The sequence below is a fragment of the Microbacterium jejuense genome, assembly GCF_019511665.1.
Taxonomy (GTDB): Bacteria; Actinomycetota; Actinomycetes; order Actinomycetales; family Microbacteriaceae; genus Microbacterium; species Microbacterium jejuense_A.
This window is the reverse complement of the sequence record NZ_JAEUAW010000005.1, coordinates 283556-304350: the sequence shown is the minus strand read 5'-3', so window position 1 is coordinate 304350 and position 20795 is coordinate 283556. Positions and strand designations below refer to the sequence as shown.

Sequence of the window (20795 nt, the reverse complement as noted above, 5' to 3'; positions counted from 1 at the left end):
GGAGGGAAGGCGGAGAAGAGAGGGGAGGGTGGATGCTGCGCACGGTTGTTTTGAGGAGGTCAAAACAACGGTAGGCTGAGGTCATGACCCCGCCCGCTGCTGCCGATGCGCAGGTCGGGCCGCCCGACGCCGCCGAGCGGCTGCGGGCCGCCGGGCTGCGGGTCACCGACTCCCGCCGCGCCGTGGTCGAGGCTCTGGTCGAGCGCCCGCACGCGAGCGCCGACGAGCTGTTCGCCATCGTCGAGCGCTCGGTCCCGGCGACGAGCCTGCAGTCGGTGTACAACGCGCTCGGAGACTTCGTCGACGCCGGACTCGCCCGCCGCATCGAGCCGGCCGGCCGTCCCGGGCTGTTCGAGCTGCGCGTGGACGACAACCATCACCACCTCGTCTGCTCCGTATGCGGCGCCGTCGAGGACGTCGACTGCGTCGTGGGCGAGGCGCCCTGTCTCGCGCCCGGCGACGCGCACGGGTACACCGTGCGCGTGGCCGAGGTGACGTTCTGGGGCGTGTGCCCCGCCTGCGCCGCGCGCGCAGCATCCTGACTCCCGTTCCCATCCCGTTCGCCTGCAAGGAAGGTAACCATGTCCGATACCAACGACACGATCCCCGAGATCGGTGAGAACCCCACCGACGCCGACCAGGCGGTCACCCCGATCGACACCCCCGTCGACGAGCGCGAGGACGGCGAGACCCGCCCGCGGCCGAACGAGGCCGAGGGCTGCCCCGTGATCCACGGCGGCCAGCCGCACCCGACCACCGGCAACGCGAACAGCGTGTGGTGGCCCAACCAGCTGAACCTCAAGATCCTCGCGAAGAACCCCGCCGTCGCGAACCCCCTCGGCGAGGACTTCGACTACAAGGCGGCGTTCGAGACGCTCGACCTCGCCGCGGTCAAGGCCGACATCGCCGAGGTGCTGACGACCTCGCAGGACTGGTGGCCGGCGGACTTCGGCAACTACGGCCCGCTCATGATCCGCATGGCGTGGCACAGCGCCGGCACCTACCGTGTGACGGACGGACGCGGCGGCGGCGGCGCCGGTCAGCAGCGCTTCGCGCCGCTCAACAGCTGGCCCGACAACGTCAACCTCGACAAGGCCCGCCGCCTGCTGTGGCCGGTCAAGAAGAAGTACGGCCAGTCGATCTCGTGGGCCGACCTGATGATCCTCGCCGGCAACGTCGCGCTCGAGTCGATGGGCTTCAAGACCTTCGGCTACGCCGGCGGCCGCCCCGACGTGTGGGAGCCGGACGCCGACGTGTACTGGGGCCCCGAGACGACGTGGCTGGCCGACGAGCGCTACTCCGGCGACCGCGACCTCGAGCGCCCGCTCGCTGCCGTGCAGATGGGCCTCATCTACGTCAACCCCGAGGGCCCGAACGGCAACCCCGACCCGCTGGCGTCGGCGCGTGACATCCGCGAGACCTTCGGCCGCATGGCCATGGACGACGAAGAGACGGTCGCGCTCATCGCCGGCGGTCACACGTTCGGCAAGACGCACGGCGCCGCTCCCGACACGAACGTCGAGGACAACCCCGAGGCCGCGGGCTTGGAGCAGCAGGGCCTCGGCTGGAAGAACAACTTCGGCACGGGCAAGGGCGACGACACGATCACGTCGGGCCTCGAGGTGACCTGGACGTACCACCCGACCCGCTGGGACAACGAGTTCTTCCACATCCTGTACGCGTACGAGTGGGAGCTCATGCGCAGCCCGGGCGGCGGCCACCAGTGGCGTCCGATCAACGGCGGCGGCGCCGACATGGTGCCGCTCGCGCACTCGGACGGCCGCCGCGAGCCGCGCATGCTCACGAGCGACCTCGCGCTGCGGATGGATCCCGAGTACGACAAGATCTCGCGCCGCTTCAAGGACGACCCCGAGGCCTTCGCCGACGCCTTCGCCCGCGCGTGGTTCAAGCTGACCCACCGCGACATGGGTCCGATCGACCGGTACCTCGGACCCGAGGTGCCTGCCGAGGAGCTGCTGTGGCAGGACCGCGTGCCGGTGGTCGACCACGACCTGATCGACGCGGCGGACGCCGCCGCGCTCAAGGCGCAGATCCTGGAGTCGGGCCTCACGGTCTCGCAGCTCGTCGAGACGACGTGGGCGGCGGCATCGTCCTTCCGCGGCAGCGACAAGCGCGGCGGCGTCAACGGCGCCCGCATCCGCCTGGCCCCGCAGAAGGACTGGGAGGTCAACAAGCCCGCGCAGCTCGCGAACGTGCTCGGCGTGCTCGAGGGCATCCAGGCGGGCTTCAACGAGGGACGCACCGACGGCAAGAAGGTGTCGCTGGCCGACCTCATCGTGCTCGCGGGCAACGCGGCGGTGGAGAAGGCGGCGAAGGACGCCGGCGTCGACGTCGAGGTGGAGTTCCACCCTGGCCGCACCGACGCCACGCAGGAGCAGACCGACGTGCAGTCGTTCGCGTTCCTCGAGCCGGCGACCGACGGGTTCCGCAACTACTACGGTCCTCAGGCATTCATGCCCGAGGAGCACCACCTCATCGACCGCGCGAACCTGCTGACGCTCAGCGCTCCCGAGATGACCGTCCTCGTCGGCGGCCTGCGGGTGCTGGGCGCCAACTGGGACGACTCGGACTACGGCGTGTTCACCGACCGCAAGGGCGTGCTCACGAACGACTTCTTCGTGAACCTGCTCGACCTCGGCACCACGTGGAAGCCGCTCGACCCGGGCTCGCACGCGTTCTCGGGCGCGAAGGACGGCTCGGGCGAGCCCGTCGGCATCGGCACGCGTGTCGACCTGCTGTTCGCCTCGAACTCGGAGCTGCGTGCGGTCGCCGAGGTGTACGCCTCCGACGACGCGAACGAGAAGTTCGTGCGCGACTTCGTCAAGGCGTGGGGCAAGGTCACCGAGCTCGACCGCTTCGACCTGAAGTGAGAAGTGGATGCCGGCGGCCTCGGCCTCCGGCATCCCGAAGCAGAACGGCCCGCCCCCGAGGGGGCGGGCCGTTCCGCGTACCGGAGGCTCAGCGCGCGTCGGGCACGCGGGCCTGCGACTGGTCCGGCGGCAGCGAGCCCTTCGGCTCGAACAGCGCCCGGTGGATCACGCCGGCGAGGATGCCGCCGACGATCGGGAACACGATGAACACCCACACCTGCGACAGTGCCGCGGGACCGCCGTAGATGGCCGCCGCGATCGAGCGCGCCGGGTTCACCGACGTGTTGTCGATCGGGATCGAGATCAGGTGGATGAGGGTCAGCGTCAGGCCGATCGCCAGCGGAGCCAGGGCCGCGGTGCCGCGCACCGTGTGCGTCACGCCCAGGATGATGAAGACGAAGATGGCCGTGAGCACGATCTCGGCGATGATCGCGGCGCCCAGGCCGAAGCCGCCGGGGGAGTGGTCGCCATAGCCGTTCGAGGCGAATCCGCCGTCCTGCGCCGTGGCGAGCCAGCCGTCCGGGCCGAACAGGCCGACGAGCACGATGACGGTCGTGCCCAGAGCGCCGCCGATGAGCTGGGCGATGATGTAGGCGATGCTGTCGCGCCACGCGAACCGGCCGGCAGCAGCGAGACCCAGGGTGATCGCCGGGTTGAAGTGGCCGCCCGAGATCGGGCCCCACGCGTAGGCGCCGGCGACCACGGTGAGGCCGAAGGCGAGAGCGACGCCGACGAAACCGACGCCGAGCGGGTTGCCGTCAGAATCGGCGGGGAACGTGGCCGCGAACAACGCGGTGCCCACGCCGCCGAAGACGAGCAGGAACGTACCGAGAGCCTCCGCGACGAGCTTGGTCGCCGTGGTGGGGTCCTTGATGGTATCCGGCATGGCGGACTCCTTTCATCGTCGCGAGAGTATCGGGATGTCCAGCAGATTCTCAGGGAGGCCGGTCGGAGTGTCTCGGGATGCCGCGTCTCAGAGTCGCCCGGCGGCCTTGAGCGCGAGGTAGCGGTCTGCGATGCGCGGCGGCAGCCGGTCGGGGGTGTCGGCGATCGCCTCGCCGCCGGCGCGGCCGATCGCGGCGGCGACCACGGCGGCGTCCTGCACGGCGCGTTCGATCGCGGCCGCGCGGTAGACGTCTGCGGCGTCGGGGCGCTCCGGGAGCGGGTCGGCGTCGCCGGTCACCGCCCCGACGAGCACGTGGGCCGATCGCGCCACGGCCGGGAGCGATCCGAGGAATCCGCGCGCCGCTTCGGCTGCGTCCTGGGCCGTGAGCAGCACGACCAGCGACGGGCGCGAGGTGAGGGTGCGCACCTGCGCGAACGCGGCGTCCCAGTCCGTGTCGATGAGCTGGGGCTCGACGGGCGCCATCGCGTCCACGAGGGCGGGCAGCAGGCCCGGCCCGTCGACGCGCGTCACCCGCGCGCGGATCACGCGGTCGAACATCAGCAGGTGCACGTGGTCGCCCGCACGCGTCGCCAGCGCCGAGAGCAGCAGAGCGGCCTCCATCGCGGCATCCATCCGGACCCCGTCGCCGACGCGCGCGGCCGCGGTGCGGCCGGTGTCGATCACGATGACGACGTGACGGTCGCGCTCGGGACGCCACGTGCGCAGCATCGTGATGGTCGAACGCGCGGTGGCGCGCCAGTCGATCGAGCGCACGTCGTCACCGCGCACGTACTCGCGCAGGCTGTCGAACTCCGTGCCCTGGCCGCGCACCTGCACGCTCGTGCTGCCGTCCAGCTCGCGCAGCCGCGCCAGTCGCGAGGGCAGGTGCCGGCGTGCCGTGAACGGCGGGAGCACGCGGATCGCGCCCGGCGCGTCGATCCGGGCCTGTCGCCCCGCCAGGCGCAGCGGTCCGTGCGACCGCACCACGACGAACGCGGACCGCAGCTCGCCGCGGCGGCGGGGACGCAGCGGGATGCCGACGGCGCGAGCCTCTCCGGCGGGGAGGTCGATCGGCACGCGCTCGGCCGGGGCCCCCGCGGTCGGCTGCCACGCGTCGCGCACGCGCCCGTGGATGCTGCGTGTGCCGCCGTTGCGGAGCACGAGCTCGGACAGCACCGGCTGCCCGAGCAGCACGCGGTGCGGCATCCGCCGGTTCACCGTCACACGGCGCGGATCGGCCGCCGCTGCGGCGTCGCCGAGGGCCGCGGCCGCGCACAACACGACCCAGCCCGCGGCCGACAGCCACGCGTCGACGCCCGCGAGCGAGAGCAGCACGACGGGCACGACGCCGAGGGCGACGAGGAGCGGAAGGCGGCCGGTGACGTACATGCGGATCAGATGGGCACGCGGGTCTGCTGCAGCACCGACCCCAGCACGGCGTCGACCGAGACGCCTTCGAGCTCCGCGTCGGGGCGCAGCCGGATGCGGTGACGCCACGTCGGCACGAGCATCGTCTGCACGTGATCGGGCGTGATCGCCGGGTAGCCGCCGAGCCATGCCCATGCCTTCGCCGCCGCGAGCAGGGCGGTCGTGGCGCGCGGGCTCACGCCCAGCTGCACCGACGGGCTCCGGCGCGTGGCCTGCGCGAGATCGACGACGTAGCCCAGCACGTCGTCCGACACGGTGACGGAGGCCGCGGCGCGCTGCGCGGCCCGGATCTCGTCTGCCGTCGCGGCGCGCTGCAGCCCGGCGGCGGCGAGGTCGCGCGGGTCGAACCCGCCGGCGTGGCGGCGCAGCACGGCGAGCTCGGCGTCGCGCGCCGGCACCTCGACGATGAGCTTCAGCAGGAAGCGGTCGAGCTGCGCCTCGGGCAGTGTGTACGTCCCCTCGTGCTCGATGGGGTTCTGCGTCGCCGCGACGAGGAACGGGTCGGGGAGCGGCCGTGTCACGCCGTCCGTCGAGACCTGGCGCTCCTCCATGGCCTCCAGCAGCGCCGCCTGAGTCTTGGGCGGCGTGCGGTTGATCTCGTCGGCGAGCACGACGTTGGTGAACACCGGCCCCTCGCGGAACTCGAACTCGCCGGCACGGGCGTCGTACACGAGAGACCCCGACACGTCGCCCGGCATGAGGTCTGGGGTGAACTGGATGCGCTTGGTGTCGAGCCCGAGCGCCGTTGAGAACGCGCGCACCAGGAGCGTCTTGGCGACGCCCGGCACGCCCTCCAGCAGCACGTGGCCGCGAGCGAGCAGCGCGATGAGCAGACCCGTCACGGTGCCGTCCTGCCCCACGACGGCCTTGCCGACCTCGATGCGGACGCGGTTCATCGCCTCGCGCAGCGCGGCGTGGTCGGGCTCGGTCGCGGCGTGCGTAACGGGTGCGGGGCCCGCTTCGCCGGGGGTCGAGCTGTCGGGGGTGTCCGTCATGGGGTGCTCCTCTCGGGGCGGACGGCCGCGTGCACGGCCTCCTCCAGGTCTCGCAGGCGGGTGCTCAGGGCGACGAGGTCGGCGTCGCTGCGGGGGATGTCGTCGAGCAGGATGCCGCGCACGGCCGTGCGGTCCCACCCGGTGCGCCCGGCCGCGGCGTCGGCGACCTCGCCGGCGTCGGTCTGCGGGCCGAGACCGAGCAGCTCCGACAGTCGCCGCAGTGCGCCGATGCGCAGCCGGTCGGCTGCGTGCAGGGGATCGCGAACCCGGGCGTACAGGCGCGCACGCCCCTCGGTCGTCTCGGAGGCGCGCACCGTCACCGGCAGGCGCTCGGCCACCAGCGGACCGAATCGGCGCCCGCGCCAGATCCCCGCGGCGACGCCGGCGACCAGCAGCAGCACGATGGCCGGGCTCACCCACGGCGGCGTGAGCTCGCCCAATGACGGGTCGGTGTCGGTGAGGTCGCTGTCAGCCGCGTTCGGCACGTACCAGACGACGAGCGGATGCCGCCCCATCAGGTTCGCGGCCAGCGCGGCGTTCCCGTCCTCGGCGAGGCGCTCGTTGGTGAAGAGGACGCCGCCGTCGACGGCGGCGGTGCGCCTGCCGTCATCGTCGTGCACGAGGAGTCCGAAGCCGTCATCGACGGGGTAGCAGGCGGTCGTGCCCGACCCTGGGGTGTACAGGGCGCCGGGAGCCACGGCGCCGGCGCGGTCGGCCTCGGCGAGCTCGCATGCCGGGGCGACGGCATCCCTCCCGGCGTAGCCGCTCGCGACCGAACCCGGCAGCAGCAGGTCGAGCGTGCGCGAGCGCGGTTCGATGAGGACGACATCTTTGGCGGCGGCCGCCAGCTGCGACACGGCGTCGTCCGACAGCGCCGGCGCGTCGGGCAGCACGAGGGTCGCCGGTGCGCCGTCGAGCGCCGCGAGGGCGTCGGCGCGGCTGCGCGTGACCTCGACCTCGACGCCGTGGCTGCGCAGGATCTCGGCCAGGGCCCGCATGCCCTGCGGACCCGCCGAGGCGGGGTCGAGGACTTCGCGGGCGGCCCACTGGTTCGCCGCCGAGATCGCGCCGCCGATCCCTCCGACGACCAGCAGGACGACGCCGATGGCGATCCAGGCTGCCACGCGGCGACGCCTCGGCGTGGGGGCAGGTGCGCCTGAATCCGGCTGCGGTGCGTCAGGTACGTGCCGCCCGGACAGAGCTGTGGCGCCCGTGTGACCCGTCGTCGTCCCGTCGCGCGCGCTCATGCGGGAACCTGCTCGGCGAGCGGCCGCGCGGCGGCGAGGTCCTCGTCGACGGCCGCGACGAGGCGATACAGCTCAGCGGTGCCGGGACGCCGCAGATAGCGCACGTCGTCGAAGGCGGCGGCGGCCTCCTCGAGCCGTGTCGCGAGCGCGGGGAAGACGCGCGCGGCTGCCTGGGCGAACCCGTGCACGGTCGCGCCGGGCGGCGGGTCCACGACGCCGCGCTCGGAGCAGCCGCGGGCCAGGGCGCGGAAGCGCAGCACGACGGCGTTCTCCCAGTCCCCGGCCTGAGCTCGCTCGGCAGCGGCGGCGCGCAGTGCGGCGGCGGTGCGGTGCTCTGCCTCGCCGAACAGCACGGGCGTCCGCGCGGCGGCACGTCGCGACACGCGCGGCATGCCCCAGACGACGAACGCCGTCACGATCAGCACCACGACGGCGACCGTCGCGACGATGGCCAGCACCGACCCCCAGTCGCCCGAGACCTGCGGGTTGAACAGCGACGCGATGAAGTCGCCGACGGCGCGAGCGATGCGGTCGAACGGCGTCGGCTCGGCGATGTCGTACGCGGGCTTCGCGAGCTCCTCCTCCGCCCACCGGCGCGCCTCGTCGCCGTCGGGGGTGAGCGGCGGCACGTCGGCGGCGGCCGCCGCGGCGCGCAGCGCGACGGTCAGGACCACGGCGAGTCGCGGTCGGCGTTCTGCGGAGCGCCGGGGGCCGCCCAGTTCGTCGGCGACGGGGGTGCGGGCGTCTCTCCCTCGGCACCGGCCTCGGGAGCCGGTTGCGCGGCGGGTGCGGGCGTCGGCGGCGCCGCCTGAGCAGGGACGGGGTGCGCGCCCGGCCCCGACGCGACCTGCGCTGTGTCGGCGCCGGCGCCCCGAACGGGCGCAGCGGCGGGGTACGGCGGCTGCGGGGGATATCCGGGCTGCCCGGGCTGGCTTGCGTACGGCGCCTGCGCGGGGTACGCGGGCTGACCCGCGTACGCGCCCTGCGCCGCGGCTGGAGCGGGCTGGCCGGGGTATCCGGCACCCGCCGGCGGGTATGCCCCCGCTCCGGGGCCGCCCGGCTGCGCCGGATACGGAGCGTACGCCGCGCCGGCGTATCCCACGGGCGCGCCGGGCCAGCCTCGCGGTGCGATCGTGCGGCCCACGTGCTCGCGGTACGGGTCGGCGAGACCGGGGACGCCGGCATCCCGTCGCTCCACGTAGGCGAGGAGGTCGAGGTCGAGACCCTCACGCCGCATGCGGCAGTCGATGTAGATGAGGGCCGTCGCCGTGGACTGCACCACGACCGCGACCGACTGCAGCAGCAGGGTCACGACCTGCGCGAGCAGCACCGTCGCGATCACGCCGATGATGGCGCTCGGCTCGGGCGCTCCCGTCGGCGCGATGATGGTCGTGAGCCCCATCGACAGGAAGCTGAACGGCAGGCTCACCACCTGCGCGACGGCGCCGAAGATCACGCTGATGACGACGATGATGCCGAGCGCCGGCCAGAACCGGCCTCGCGTGAGGGTCCACGAGCGCGACAGGGCCTGCAGGATCGTCGCGTGCTCGATGATGATCGCCGAGGGGGCGAGCAGGAGCTTGATCATGAGCCACCACGTGAGTGGGATGGCGCCGATGATGAGCAGGATCGTGAGGCCGATGGCGGCGGGCGGGGCGACGACGGCGACGCCCACGACGCCGAGCACCACGAGCGCCACGAGGGCGGTGACGGCCAGCACCACCAGCAGCGAGTACCCGATGAGGCGCCACGCCACCGGCTTGAGCTGTCGCCACAGCGCGCCGAGCGTCAGCTTCTCGGCGACGGCCGCGTGCGTGACCTCGAGCACGACGATCCCCTGCACGATGACGCTGAGCGCTCCGGCCGCCAGTCCCAGCACGAACCCGGTGACCGCGACGAGGCCGATCGAGCCCGCCAGCACCGTGTTGTACTCGTCGGTGCCCTCGGTGAGCGTGTCGAGGCGCGAGAACGAGAGCCACGTCACGCCGAGCACCGCCGCGAGCACGAGCAGGTACGCGACGGTCTGGACGACCAGCGCGAAGCCCAGCAGCACGCGCGGGTTCTGCCGCAGCGCGGAGAACGAGCGCCCGAGGATCGTCCCGAAGGTCAGCGGATGCAGCGGGATGATCCCGGGGCGGGATGCCGGCGTCCAGGCCGGATACGCGGTCACGCAGTCCCCTTCCGTCGGCCGCCGCGGCGTGGAGCGCGGTGGTGCGGGTCGCTTGCGTCCCATCGTTCCACATCGAGGGATGCCGCAACCCGGCCATCGTCCGTCCGAACGGCCCGGTGCGCGGTTCGGCCGGTCCTCAGGGTGTGTCGACTACTCTGTGGGGAGCGCATGGGGAAGGCGAATGCTCTGCCCCGTGCCGGGAGAGAAGGAACGAACGCGCGCGATGACTTCACGCATCCTGGTGGTCGACGACGACACCGCCCTGGCCGAGATGATCGGCATCGTGCTGCGCACCGAGGGATTCGAGACGGTCTTCTGCGCCGACGGCGCCCAGGCGGTCGAGGCCTGGCGCAGCGAGCGGCCTGACCTGATCCTGCTCGATCTGATGCTTCCCGGCATGGACGGCATCGAGATCTGCACGCTCATCCGCGCCGAGTCCGGCATCCCGATCATCATGCTCACCGCGCGCACCGACACCGCCGATGTGGTCAAGGGCCTCGAGTCGGGAGCCGACGACTACATCGTCAAGCCCTTCAATCCCAAGGAGCTCGTCGCGCGCATCCGCACGCGTCTGCGCCCGGCCGCCCAGCCCGCCGGCGACACGCTGCGGATCGGCGACCTGACCGTCGACGTGGCCGCGCACGAGGTGCGCCGCGGCGACGCGCCCATCGCGCTCACACCGCTGGAGTTCGAGCTGCTGGTGGCCCTGGCATCCAAGCCGCAGCAGGTGTTCTCGCGCGAGATGCTGCTCGAGCAGGTGTGGGGCTACCACTACAAGGCCGACACGCGCCTGGTCAACGTGCACGTGCAGCGGCTGCGGGCGAAGGTCGAGAAGGACCCCGACAACCCCAAGATCGTCACGACGGTGCGCGGCGTCGGCTACCGCGCCGGCGCCGTCGTCTGAGCGGGCCATGACCGCCCCGATCACGGGCGTGAACGCGACCCGCACCCCGCCGCCGACCTGGCGGCTGTGGCGTGCGTGGCCCCGCAGCATCGGGGCGCTGTGGCGGCGTTCGCTGCGGTTCCGCACGCTGCTCGTCACGATCGGGCTGACGCTGCTCGCGGTCGCCGTCGCGTGCATCTGGATGGCGCTGCAGATCCAGAACGACCTGTACACCTCGCGGCAGGAGCAGGTGCTGAACGACGCCGAGCAGGCGCGCGCGGCCGCGCAGCGCACGCTCGACGCGGCCGTGCAGTCCGAGGCCGTGCAGCTGCAGAGCGTCATGACCCTCGCGTCCCGAGCCCTGAGCGACCAGTCGTCGGCCCAGATGATGGCGGCCTACCGCATCGGCCCTCCGGTGGCCAACGCACCTCAGGACTTCTCGACCGCCGAGGGGGTGATCGAGCCGCTGCTGACGCCGGCGATGCGCGAGCAGGTGCGCAAGAACCCCGACCGCCAGATCTGGCAGCCGATCGCTCTGCCTGAGGGCGACGGCGGCACGACGCCCGGCATCATGGTCGGCCAGCAGCTCACGATCGGCGGCGTCGCGTCGTACGAGCTCTATCTCGCCTACGACCTCGCCAATGCGCCGCAGACGCTCGGGTTCGTCCAGGGCACGCTGTGGGTCGTCGGCATCGGGCTCGTGCTGCTCATCAGCGGCATCGCGTGGTTCGTGCTGCGGTCGGTGACCGCGCCGATCAGCGAGGCCGCCGACACGAGTGCGCGCCTGGCCGCGGGGCAGCTGGACGTCCGCCTCGAAGTGCACGGCGAGGACGAGCTCGCGACGCTCGGCCGGTCGTTCAACGCGATGGCGGACAGCATGGAGTCGCAGATCAAAGAGCTCGCCGAGCTGTCGCTCGTGCAGCAGCGGTTCGTGTCGGACGTCTCGCACGAGCTGCGCACGCCGCTGACCACCATCCGTCTCGCCGCCGACATGATCAACGACCAGCGCGACGAGTTCGACCCGGCGACGGCGCGCGCCGCCGAGCTGCTGAACGCACAGGTGCAGCGCTTCGAGGTGCTGCTCACCGACCTGCTGGAGATCAGCCGCTACGACGCCGGATCCGTGCAGCTCGAGCTCGAGCCGACGAGCCTCGCCCACCTGGCCGAGGACGTCATCGGCTCGATGCAGCAGCTGGCCGAGCAGCACGGGTCTGACGTGCGCCTCGTGGCCCCGGGCGGCTACTCGCCCGTGGACATGGATCCGCGCCGCGTGCGCCGCATCGTGCGCAACCTCCTCGGCAACGCCATCGAGCACGGCGAGGGGCGGCCCATCGTCGTGACCGTCGACAGCAACCAGAACGCCGTCGCGATCGGCGTGCGCGACTTCGGCATGGGCATGAAGCCCGAGGACGTCGACCGCGTGTTCGACCGGTTCTGGCGCGCCGACCCGTCGCGCAAGCGCACGATCGGCGGCACCGGCCTCGGGCTGTCGATCGCGCTGGGCGATGCGAAGCTGCACGGCGGCGAGCTGGGGGTGTGGTCGGAGGTCGGCCACGGGACCAACTTCGTGCTCACGCTGCCCCGGCAGAACGGCTCGCTCGACGGAGCCCTTCCCATCGCCGTCGACCCCGGCGACGACGCCGGACCGGATCTCGAAGGACTGGGGCTCACCGAGCCGATCGAGCTGCCGCGCGTCGGCAGGGGAGACGATGCCGGCGGCAGAGGGGGAACGTCATGACCAGGGCTCGCGGCATCCTCGCTCTCGTCCTCGCGCTGTGCGCTGTGGTCCTCACCGGCTGCGGGGGCTTTCCCGAGAGCGGCTACATCCAGTACGGCCTCGAGACGGGCGCCGACACGGGCGGGTCGCAGAACGTGACCTTCATCCCGAACCGGCCGCAGCCGGGCGCGACGCCCGAGCAGATCGTCGAGGGGTTCATCGACGCCGGGTCCGGCCCGGGCGTCGACGGCAAGTGGGAGGTCGCGAAGGAGTTCCTCGCGCCCGATCTGCGGGAGGCCTGGGATCCGCTGGCGACGGTCCGGATCGACGAGCGGGCCGAGCGAGACTACGCGGCGTCCGACGCCGACGAGGGCTCGGTCGCCTTCTCGTACGAGGCCGTCGCCGACCTCGACGACATCGGCTCGTACAAGCGCGCGGAGCTGGCGGCCAACTCCCAGGAGTTCCGCCTGGCCGAGCAGTCCGACGGCGAGTGGCGCATCACCGAGGCGCCCGACGGCATCTGGCTCGACGAGGGCCAGTTCCCGCAGGTGTTCCGGCGCTACTCGCTCATGTACTTCGACCCGACGTGGCAGTACCTCGTGCCGGACGTGCGGTGGTTCCCGTCCGTCAACGCGGCCAGCACGATCGCCGTCGGGCTCGTCAACAAGCCGCGCAGCGAGTGGCTGGCCGAGTCGGTGAAGACCGCGTTCCCCGATGGCGCGGTGGTGGTCCCGTCGGTGCAGGTCGACGACCAGGGCGTCGCCGTCGTCGACTTCGACGACTCCTCGCTGCTGAGCGCCAATCCGACCGCGCTCGACCGCATGCTGACGCAGCTGCGTGAGAGCCTCCACGCCGCCGGGGTGGCCGAGGTCGTGATGCGCGTCGACTCCACCCCGGTCGAGGCGTCGCCGGTCGCGGTGCGGTCGACGCGTGTGCCCGCGGCTCCGCTCGTGCTCACGGCCGACGGCTTCGGCTTCCTCTCCGGCGACGAGATCGACCAGATCCCGGGGCTGTCGCCCGCGGTGGTCGCCGCGGCGCCGACGGCGGTGCAGGTGGGACCCGAACACGACATCGCCGCCGTGAAGCTCGCCGGCGGCGAGGTGGCGCGGGTCACGTCCACGTCGGCGACCCCCGACGTGCTCGACACCCGCGCAGGGCTCGCGGACCCGGTCGTGGACGGCTTCGGCTACGTCTGGAGCGTGCCCAAGGATCAGCCGGCGGCCCTGCAGGCGTACGCGCCGCAGAGCATCGAGCCCATCTCGATCGCCGACGCCTGGCCCGATGCGACGGCGGTGAGCGCGATGGCGCTCTCGCGCGACGGCACCCGCATGGCGGCGACCGTGACGTCGGGAGGCCGCACCGTGCTCTGGATCGCCGGTGTCCTGCGCGACGGCGAGAATGTGCCGATCGCGCTGGGGCCCACCGTTCCGCTTGCCATCGTCGGCGGCCCCGCCGACGGCGTCACGTGGGTCGACGACGTCACCGTCGGCGTGCTGGCCCGGGGCGACGACAGCTCGATCGTCGTGGAGCAGCCCGTGGGCGGTCCGACGTCGACGTCGTCGGGGACGAAGGGCATGGTGTCGATCGCGGGCGGCAACGGCACGTCCAGCCTCAGGCTGCGCGCCGACGACGGCACCCTCTTCGTCAAGCGCGGCACCGCGTGGCAGCCGACGGCGACCGGCGTTCTGCTGCTGGCGACCCAGCAGGGCTCGCCGCAGTAGCCGCTTCCTCCCCAGAGCGCCGGTGGGCGGCATCCGTCCACAGATCCTCGGGAGCCTCGTGGATGCCGCCGCCCGCGGCCGCAGGCTGGGCGCATGCCGTCCCCCTTGCTGCTCGCCTTGCGGTCCGCGTGCGCGGACGCCCTCGCCCTCCTGCTGCCGGTGTCGTGCGCGGGCTGCGACGAACCGGACGTCGCGCTGTGCGAACGGTGCGTCCTGGCCCTCGCGCCCGCGCCGCGGCGTCAGCTCGTCGACGCGCCGGGCGGGGCCCTCGCGGTGTGGAGCGGGCTCGCGTTCGACGGCGTCGCCGCCCGCGTGCTGCGCGCGATCAAGCAGGACGGCCGCACCGGCCTCGCTCGGGCGCTGGCCCCGGCGCTCGGCGCGGCGCTCGAGAGCGCGGTGCGCGGGCACGCCGAGCCCGCCGGCGTGATCCTCGTCGCGATGCCGACGTCGCGCGCGGCGTACCGGCGGCGCGGATTCCGCGTGCCCGAGCTGCTCGTGCGCCGCACCGGGCGCCGCGCGGCCCGGCTGCTGCGCCACGTCCGTCGCACCGGCGATCAGCGCGGACTCGACAGGGACGCCCGTCGACGCAACGTCGAGGGCAGCCTCGTCGCCACCGGCGACCTCTCGGGGCGGCGCGTCGTGCTGGTCGACGACGTCGTGACGACGGGCGCAAGCCTCGCCGAGGCGGCCCGCGCCCTGCGGTCGGCGGGCGCGGAGGTGGTCGGCGCGGCGACCGTCGCTGCGACGCCCCGGCGTCTTGCACGGTTCAGTGAACACCGACCGGACACGTTCCAAACTCACAGGTGACAGACCCGGAACGCCCGACTACCGTGGGGGGCACAAGGCGACTGAAGGTCCGCCCTTGGCCGGGTGGACCGGAACAAGGAGGTCAGGGGATGGAAACCAGCATCGTCGGCGTGGGAGTGGGCATTTCGGATCGCTTCCGCTCGGTCGTCGAAGAGAAGGCCACCCGCATCGGGACCCTCGCTCCGCGCGCGCAGCGTGTGGACATCAAGGTCACCCACCGCGCCTATCGCAACGGGCGTCCCGGTGACGAGACCGTCGAGCTCACTGTCGACGGCAAGGGACCGATCGTCCGCGCCGAAGCCACCGACGGCGACAAGTTCACCGCATTGGACCTCGCGGTCGACAAGCTGTGCGAACAGCTGCGCCGCGCGAAAGACAAGCGCGTCGACGCACGCAACCACCCGCGCGGTGCCAAGTTCGAGAAGGGCAGCGGCGCGATCCAGGGGATCGATCTGCAGCCGGCATCCGCCGACGTCCTCCGTGCCGTCGCGACCGGCGAGATCCCGATCGTCACCGGCAACGAGGAAGAAGAGGGGTACACGCCCGTCGTCATCCGCACGAAGGAGTTCCAGCCCGAGTGGATGTCGGTCGAAGAGGCCGTCGATCGCATGGAGCTCGTCGGCCACGACTTCTTCCTGTTCATCGATGCGCGCACCGACCACCCGAGCGTCGTCTACCGCCGCAAGGGCTGGGACTACGGCGTCATCTCGCTGACCACGCAGGCGCAGCCCGAAGAGCTCGCCTCGTAGCCGGCATCGGCACTCCTCCGTCGGGCGCGGCCGTCAGGTCGCGCCCGACGCGCGTATCGGGGGAGGGATGCCGGGGCTCAGGGCGCGGGCATCGGCCCGAGTGCCTCGAGCGCGGGCCGACGTCCGCGCTCGATGTGCGCGTACGCGACGGCCGCGGCCAGCTGGCCGTCGCCCGAGAGGATCGCGTCGTACAGGGCGCGGTGCTCGCGAAGCTGATCGGGCTCGCCGGTGCGGCTCGTGCGGCGGAAGATCCACTCCATGCGCCCGAGCATCGGCTGCAGACTGCGCGCGAGGAGCGAGTTGCCCGACAGTGCGAGCACTTCTGCGTGGAAGCGCAGGTTCAGCGCGATGCCGTCGAGGTCGGCCCCCTCGGCGAAGCTCGCCTCGGACGCCGCCAGCACGTCGCCCAAGCGCCTCGCCGGCGCACCGGCCGCGACGCGCAGCGCCGCCTGGCGCGAGGCGAACGGCTCGATGCACAGGCGGGCGTCGAAGAGCTCCTCGATGTCGGCGCCCGTGACGGGCGACACGACGGCGCCGCGGCGCGGCGCCGTCTGGACGAAGCCCTCGGATTCGAGCCGGTGCAGCGCCTGCCGCACGGGCACGCGCGAGACACCGTAGCGCTCCGAGAGGTCGCGTTCCTTGAGCCAGGTGCCCGGTCGCAGCTCATCGGCCACGATGTCGCGCAGCAGCGCTCCGTACACGCCGTCGGCGAGTGCCTCTGCCTGCGCCTCGACGGTGCGGGTGAGGTCCGACATCGTGATCTCCTCATGCTGGTATCCCAGCGTCGGCGAACTCGCGTCGTTCTGCGGGCTCGCAGGTGAACTATCGCGATCTGGTATACCATAAGCGAGCTGCGTCGCCGGGAGGCGGCATCCACTGTTCGTCGGAGGGAACCAGGCGTGATCATTCGGAACGTGCGACCGTGGGGTGGCGACGCGTCGGACATCGTGATCGACGGGGACCGCATCGCCGAGGTCCGCCCGCACGACGCCACCGCGGTCGTGGGGCAGACCGACGTCGATGGACGAGGCCGCCTGCTGCTGCCGTCGTTCAGCGACGTCCACGTGCATCTGGACTCATCGCGCATCGGTCTGCCCTTCCGTCCTCACACGGGAGCGCCCGGCGTGTGGGGAATGATGCTCAACGACCGTGCCAACTGGCGGAACACCGACGTGCCGCACGCCGAGATCGTCGCGGGGACGCTCGAGCGCATGATCGCCCGGGGAACGACCCGCGTGCGCACGTACGCGCAGGTCGACGTCGACTGCAAGCTCGAGAAGTTCGACTCGGTGATGGCGGCGAAGGAGAAGTTCCACGACCACGCCGACGTGCAGGTCATGACGTTCCCGCAGGCCGGCATCCTGCGCGAGGATGGCACGGTCGTCTACCTCGAGGAGTCGCTCAAGCAGGGCGCCGACGTCATGGGCGGCATCGACCCCTGTCAGCTCGACCGCGACCCGGTCAGGCACCTCGACATCGTGTTCGGCCTGGCCGAGAAGTACCAGGTCGAGGTCGACATCCACCTTCACGAGCCCGGCGCGCTCGGCGTCTTCAGCACTGAGCTCGTGCTGGAGCGCACGCGCGCCCTCGGCATGCAGGGCAAGGTGACGATGTCGCACGCGTACGATCTGGGGTCGGTGTCGGAGGCGACGAGCCGGCGCCTCATCGACGAGTTCGCCGAGCTCGACATCGCAATGGCGACGATCGCCCCGTCCACCTCGAACCACCTGCGCCTCGTCGACCTCGCCGAGGCTGGAGTGCGCGTGGGCCTCGGCGAGGACGGTCAGCGCGATTACTGGAGCCCCTACGGCAACTGCGACATGCTGGACCGCACGTGGCAGCTGGCGTTCGTCAACGGCTTCCGCCGCGACGACCACGTCGAGCTCGCGCTCGCCGTGGCCACGATGGGCGGCGCCTCGATCATGAGTCACTCCTCGCCCCGCGTCGCAGGCGTCGGCGACCGTCCCGGGGTTGCCGTCGGCGACCGCGCCGACCTGGTGCTCGTCGACGGCGAGACCCCGACGAGCGCCGTCATGGACCGCGGCACCGACCGCACCGTCCTGCACGACGGCCGCGTCGTCGCCGACCGCCTGCAGGTCGTCGGCGTCTGAGCGCCGGGTCCGGCGCCCTCACGCCCCGCGCCGACGACGCACGTCCTCGTCGAGCACTCACGTCCTCGCCGTCGATGACATGCGTCCTCGGCGACGACGCACGTCCTGGGCGGAGAGTGGATGCTGATGGTCGCAGCCGCGGCGTGACGGAGGCTCACCCGGCCTGACCGAGGCTCACCGGGCCTGACCGCGTGCGGGCCCGGTCAGGCCCGCTCGAACAGGCGCGCCATCGCCGCCTCGCGCACGTCGTCGAGCGCGTGGTCGAGGCGGCCGTGCGCGGCGAACTGGCTGGCGCCGTGGAGCATGCTCCACAGAAGCTCGGCGCGCACGGCGCGGTCCCGGTCGTCGGAGCCGCCCACGGCGTGCTCGAGCATCGCAAAGCCCTCGCGCAGCACCGCGGGGGTGTCGTTCGACGCGAAGGCGACGCTCGTGCGGGCCGCCGACATCGCCTCGTACACGGCAGGGTGCTCGCGCGCGAAGCGCAGGTAGACGGCGATCAGCCGCGGGAGCGCCTCGTCGGGCCCCTCCGCCGCGGGGGAGCGCATGACCTCGGCGAGCTCGGTGTATCCCTGTACGACGACCTGCGCGACGATGTCGTCGCGCCCGCCGGGGAAGTGCCGGTAGAGGATCGGCTGGCTCACGCCGACGGCGTCCGACAGCCGGCGCACGGTGACGGCCGACCAGCCCTCACGTTCGGCGATCTCGCGCGCGCTGTCGAGGATGCGCACTTCTCGCTCGTGGAATCGCTCCTGCTCTTGCGCGGTTCGGGGCATGTCGCTATGTTAGCACCGCTAACTGTTAGCAGTGATAACACTTGGAGACTCCATGGACCTCGTCATCGGCGCCACCGCCACCCTCGCGATCCTCGCGCTCGCCGTCATCTACGGCACGGACGTCGCGTCCGCCGTCGTACAGCGTCCCGTCTACGCCGAGCTCGACGACCGCATCCTCGTGCAGGTCACCGGCCGCGGCCACTACTACGGCGACCGGCGGTTCCCGGTCGTCGGCATCTCCGGCACCGTCCTGACCGCGGCGACCGCCGGACTCTCGCTCTTGTGGGGCACGGCGGTCACCGCCGTCCTGTCTGTGGTCGCGCTGCTGCTGCTGCTCGTGTGGCTGACGCTCTTCGCCCGCATCTCGGCGCCGATCAACAAGGTGCTGACGGCGGCCGCTCTCGCCGACGAGGTGCCGACGGACGCCCGGGCCCTTCAAGCCCGCTGGGAGTCGATCATCCCGCTGCGCGGCGTCCTCCTCGGACTGGCCATCCTGCTCCTGTGCGCGACGATCCTCCTCGGCTGACGAGCGCGACGGGCAGCGGATGCCTCGACCCTGCGCTCGGCGCCGGGCCGAGGCATCCCCATTCCGGCTCGCATGCCGTGCCGGGCCTGGCAGTTGGGGAGGCGCAGGGTGCGCGTCCTCAACTGAGGACCAGGGCCGAGCTGCGGAGCTCGCAACGGCAGATGCGTCGGCAGATCAGCAGCGATCCTCAACTGAGGACCGCGTCAGGGCGAAGCCGCCGCAGATCAAGACGAGGGGATGCCGGCGGCCGCGGTCAGTCGAAGAATCCGTCGAGCAGGCTGCCGATGACGAGTCCGCCGAGGATGCCGCCCATGACGTCGGAGCCGCCGTTGCCGCGGCCGCCGTAGCCGCCGCGCTGGCCGTACCCGGGACCACCCCATTGGTCGGGCTGCGGGCGGGCGTTGTCGATGTCGCGCTGCGCGAGCTGGAGCGCCTCGCTCGCGAGGAACGCCGCGCGACGGGCCATGGCGAACGCCTCCTCGCGGTGGTCCTCGTCGATCGCGGTGACCGCTGCGGCCGACGTGCCGAGCAGGCGGTCGAGGTCGGCACGCACACGCTCGGCCTCGGCGAGGCGCGTGCGCGCGTCGGCGCCGATCCAGCCGCGGTGCCCGGCGATGACGTCGCGCGTCACGGCGAGCTGCCGGTCGGCGTCGTCGATCGCGTGGCGCACGTGCTCGAGCGGCGGGATCGGACGGGCGGCACGCTCGCGGGCCGCGGCGATCGCGGCGTCCAGCCCCGCGTTCGCCTCGCGCAGCCGGGTGAGCTGCTCGAACGGGTCGGTGTTGACGCCGCCGGCAGGAAGCGCGGCCAGCGCGGCCTGAAGCTCCTCGATCGCCGCGCTGACGGCGGGCGTCGCGGGCTCTTTGAGGGCCACGACGAGGTCGCCCCGCGAGTCCTCCACGATCGCGGCGAGCGTCGACTCCGCCCGCAGCGCCTCGACCTCGAAGGTCTCGACCGCCTCGATCAGCTTCTCGGCCCGGCGCACGGACTCGATGGATGCCTCCAGCGCCATGCTCGCCTGCTCGCGCTGCCCGGCCTCGCGACGCCGCTCGGCGACGCCGGCGCTGTGCTCCGCGAACCCGAGCAGCTGCTCCGCCTCTGCCGGGTTGGCGTCGATCTGGGCGAGCGCATTCGCCGCGTACCGCGCCGACAGGCGGTCGACGGTCGCGCGGGCATCGGGCAGCGCGAGGCGCAGGCGGGCGGCATCCGCCCGGATCTTCGCGATGATCTCGGAAGCGCGGCGCGCGCGCTCGATCGGCGCCGCGAGCGCCTCGGTGCGGTCGTCGAGCAGATCTTCGGCCCACTCGCACAGCTGCACGATGCGGGCGTTGCGGGTGCGCAGCTCTTCGGGAGTGTCGGGGATGTCGTCGTGGTTCAGCTGGTGGAGCTGGAAGGCCTCCTGCAGATGCGTGCGCACAGACTCCAGCGCCTCGCGGAGGTCCTTCGTGGCCCCCGGGCCCAGCTCGGCCTCGGCGAACGCGAGCTCGTCGGTCGTCGTGCGGATGCGCTCGTCTGCGGCCACCAGCGCCTGCTGCGCACGGCGCGCGAGATCCGCGTCCTGTGCGGTCAGCTCTTCTTGCTCGCGCTTGCGTCTGCCCCAGAATCCGGCCATGGATCGATCCTACGGGCGCGGCTGGGAGCGGGCTGAGGCGCAGCCCCGTCCCTGGGGATTGTTCGCGCACAGCGTCTCGATCCACCCTTCGAAGAGTGGATGCCGCCACCTCGCGCGCGCCGCAGGCCTCGGCCGGCGGCATCCATTCTCCCGCCGGCACGGAATCGGATCCGCGTGTGCGGACGCCGGGCGCGACACGCCGCTGCACGGGGGCAGCCGTCGGCGTGTCGTCGGCCCGGTCCGCAGACGCGGATCCGATTCTGCCGATGTCGACGAGGG

The 20795-nt window shown here is 72.5% G+C and carries 18 protein-coding genes; 9 read left to right on the top strand and 9 right to left on the bottom strand.

What is annotated here, in order from left to right; genetic code table 11:
- The first annotated feature begins 83 nt into the window (after positions 1-83).
- Both JNB62_RS09180 and katG read left to right on the top strand, forming a co-directional pair.
- Positions 84-542: a Fur family transcriptional regulator gene (locus JNB62_RS09180; protein WP_220300557.1), complete on the top strand. Its 459-nt coding sequence runs from the start codon at positions 84-86 to the stop codon at positions 540-542.
- A gap of 39 nt (positions 543-581) precedes the next feature.
- Complete coding sequence (gene katG / locus JNB62_RS09175) at positions 582-2891, top strand: catalase/peroxidase HPI (RefSeq protein ID WP_222855866.1); 2310 nt, start codon at positions 582-584, stop codon at positions 2889-2891.
- A gap of 88 nt (positions 2892-2979) precedes the next feature.
- Here the strand turns inward: katG and aqpZ are convergent, their stop codons facing one another.
- The 6 genes from aqpZ to JNB62_RS09145 all read right to left on the bottom strand — a co-directional run bounded on the left by aqpZ (position 2980) and on the right by JNB62_RS09145 (position 9617).
- On the bottom strand, positions 2980-3777 hold the full coding sequence (gene aqpZ, locus JNB62_RS09170) for an aquaporin Z (protein WP_220300556.1): 798 nt from the start codon (positions 3775-3777) through the stop codon (positions 2980-2982).
- An 87-nt stretch (positions 3778-3864) separates the two neighbouring features.
- On the bottom strand, positions 3865-5166 hold the full coding sequence (locus JNB62_RS09165) for a DUF58 domain-containing protein (protein WP_220300555.1): 1302 nt from the start codon (positions 5164-5166) through the stop codon (positions 3865-3867).
- Between the two features lie 5 nt (positions 5167-5171).
- On the bottom strand, positions 5172-6200 hold the full coding sequence (locus tag JNB62_RS09160; RefSeq protein WP_374450663.1) for an AAA family ATPase: 1029 nt from the start codon (positions 6198-6200) through the stop codon (positions 5172-5174).
- Positions 6197-7324 (bottom strand): DUF4350 domain-containing protein, encoded by a 1128-nt coding sequence (locus JNB62_RS09155; RefSeq protein ID WP_220300554.1) that lies wholly within the window; start codon positions 7322-7324, stop codon positions 6197-6199. Before JNB62_RS09155 ends, JNB62_RS09160 begins: the two co-directional genes overlap by 4 nt.
- Positions 7325-7443: 119 nt before the next feature.
- Positions 7444-8121, bottom strand: a complete 678-nt coding sequence (locus tag JNB62_RS09150) for a DUF4129 domain-containing protein (protein ID WP_220300553.1) — start codon at positions 8119-8121, stop codon at positions 7444-7446.
- Positions 8112-9617 carry a glycerophosphoryl diester phosphodiesterase membrane domain-containing protein gene (locus tag JNB62_RS09145; protein WP_220300552.1) on the bottom strand — a complete coding sequence of 502 codons (1506 nt, stop codon included), beginning with the start codon at positions 9615-9617 and terminating at the stop codon, positions 8112-8114. The genes JNB62_RS09150 and JNB62_RS09145 overlap by 10 nt, the downstream gene beginning before the upstream one ends.
- 223 nt (positions 9618-9840) lie before the next feature.
- Between JNB62_RS09145 and mtrA the strand changes: the two genes are divergently transcribed.
- The 5 genes from mtrA (at position 9841) to hpf (ending at position 15494) form a co-directional block, all read left to right on the top strand.
- Entirely contained in the window at positions 9841-10521 is a 681-nt protein-coding gene (gene mtrA, locus JNB62_RS09140) for an MtrAB system response regulator MtrA (RefSeq protein ID WP_220300551.1), read from the top strand.
- Between the two features lie 7 nt (positions 10522-10528).
- The gene (gene mtrB, locus JNB62_RS09135) at positions 10529-12238 is read left to right on the top strand and encodes an MtrAB system histidine kinase MtrB (RefSeq protein ID WP_220300550.1); all 1710 of its coding nucleotides are present in this window, start codon (positions 10529-10531) and stop codon (positions 12236-12238) included.
- The gene (locus JNB62_RS09130) at positions 12235-13938 is read left to right on the top strand and encodes a GerMN domain-containing protein (protein WP_220300549.1); all 1704 of its coding nucleotides are present in this window, start codon (positions 12235-12237) and stop codon (positions 13936-13938) included. The genes mtrB and JNB62_RS09130 overlap by 4 nt, the downstream gene beginning before the upstream one ends.
- Positions 13939-14031: 93 nt before the next feature.
- Positions 14032-14745 (top strand): ComF family protein, encoded by a 714-nt coding sequence (locus JNB62_RS09125; RefSeq protein WP_220300548.1) that lies wholly within the window; start codon positions 14032-14034, stop codon positions 14743-14745.
- 89 nt (positions 14746-14834) lie between these two features.
- Positions 14835-15494, top strand: coding sequence for a ribosome hibernation-promoting factor, HPF/YfiA family (gene hpf, locus JNB62_RS09120; protein WP_220300547.1), 660 nt, complete (start codon positions 14835-14837; stop codon positions 15492-15494).
- Between the two features lie 77 nt (positions 15495-15571).
- On the opposite strand, the gene JNB62_RS09115 is transcribed toward hpf, so the two are convergent.
- A complete protein-coding gene (locus tag JNB62_RS09115) occupies positions 15572-16249 on the bottom strand; it encodes a GntR family transcriptional regulator (protein WP_220300546.1) in 678 nt (225 codons plus the stop codon).
- Positions 16250-16393: 144 nt separating this feature from the next.
- Here JNB62_RS09115 and JNB62_RS09110 point away from each other — a divergent pair, with 144 nt between their 5' ends.
- Positions 16394-17605, top strand: coding sequence for an amidohydrolase family protein (locus JNB62_RS09110; protein WP_220300545.1), 1212 nt, complete (start codon positions 16394-16396; stop codon positions 17603-17605).
- A 203-nt stretch (positions 17606-17808) separates the two neighbouring features.
- Here JNB62_RS09110 and JNB62_RS09105 read toward each other — a convergent pair whose 3' ends face one another.
- On the bottom strand, positions 17809-18378 hold the full coding sequence (locus JNB62_RS09105; protein ID WP_220300544.1) for a TetR/AcrR family transcriptional regulator: 570 nt from the start codon (positions 18376-18378) through the stop codon (positions 17809-17811).
- 52 nt (positions 18379-18430) lie between these two features.
- On the opposite strand from JNB62_RS09105, the gene JNB62_RS09100 reads away from it, so the two are divergent.
- Positions 18431-18904 carry a DUF1772 domain-containing protein gene (locus JNB62_RS09100; RefSeq protein ID WP_220300543.1) on the top strand — a complete coding sequence of 158 codons (474 nt, stop codon included), beginning with the start codon at positions 18431-18433 and terminating at the stop codon, positions 18902-18904.
- Between the two features lie 253 nt (positions 18905-19157).
- On the opposite strand, the gene JNB62_RS09095 is transcribed toward JNB62_RS09100, so the two are convergent.
- Positions 19158-20516 carry a hypothetical protein gene (locus JNB62_RS09095; protein ID WP_220300542.1) on the bottom strand — a complete coding sequence of 453 codons (1359 nt, stop codon included), beginning with the start codon at positions 20514-20516 and terminating at the stop codon, positions 19158-19160.
- Positions 20517-20795: the final 279 nt, after the last annotated feature.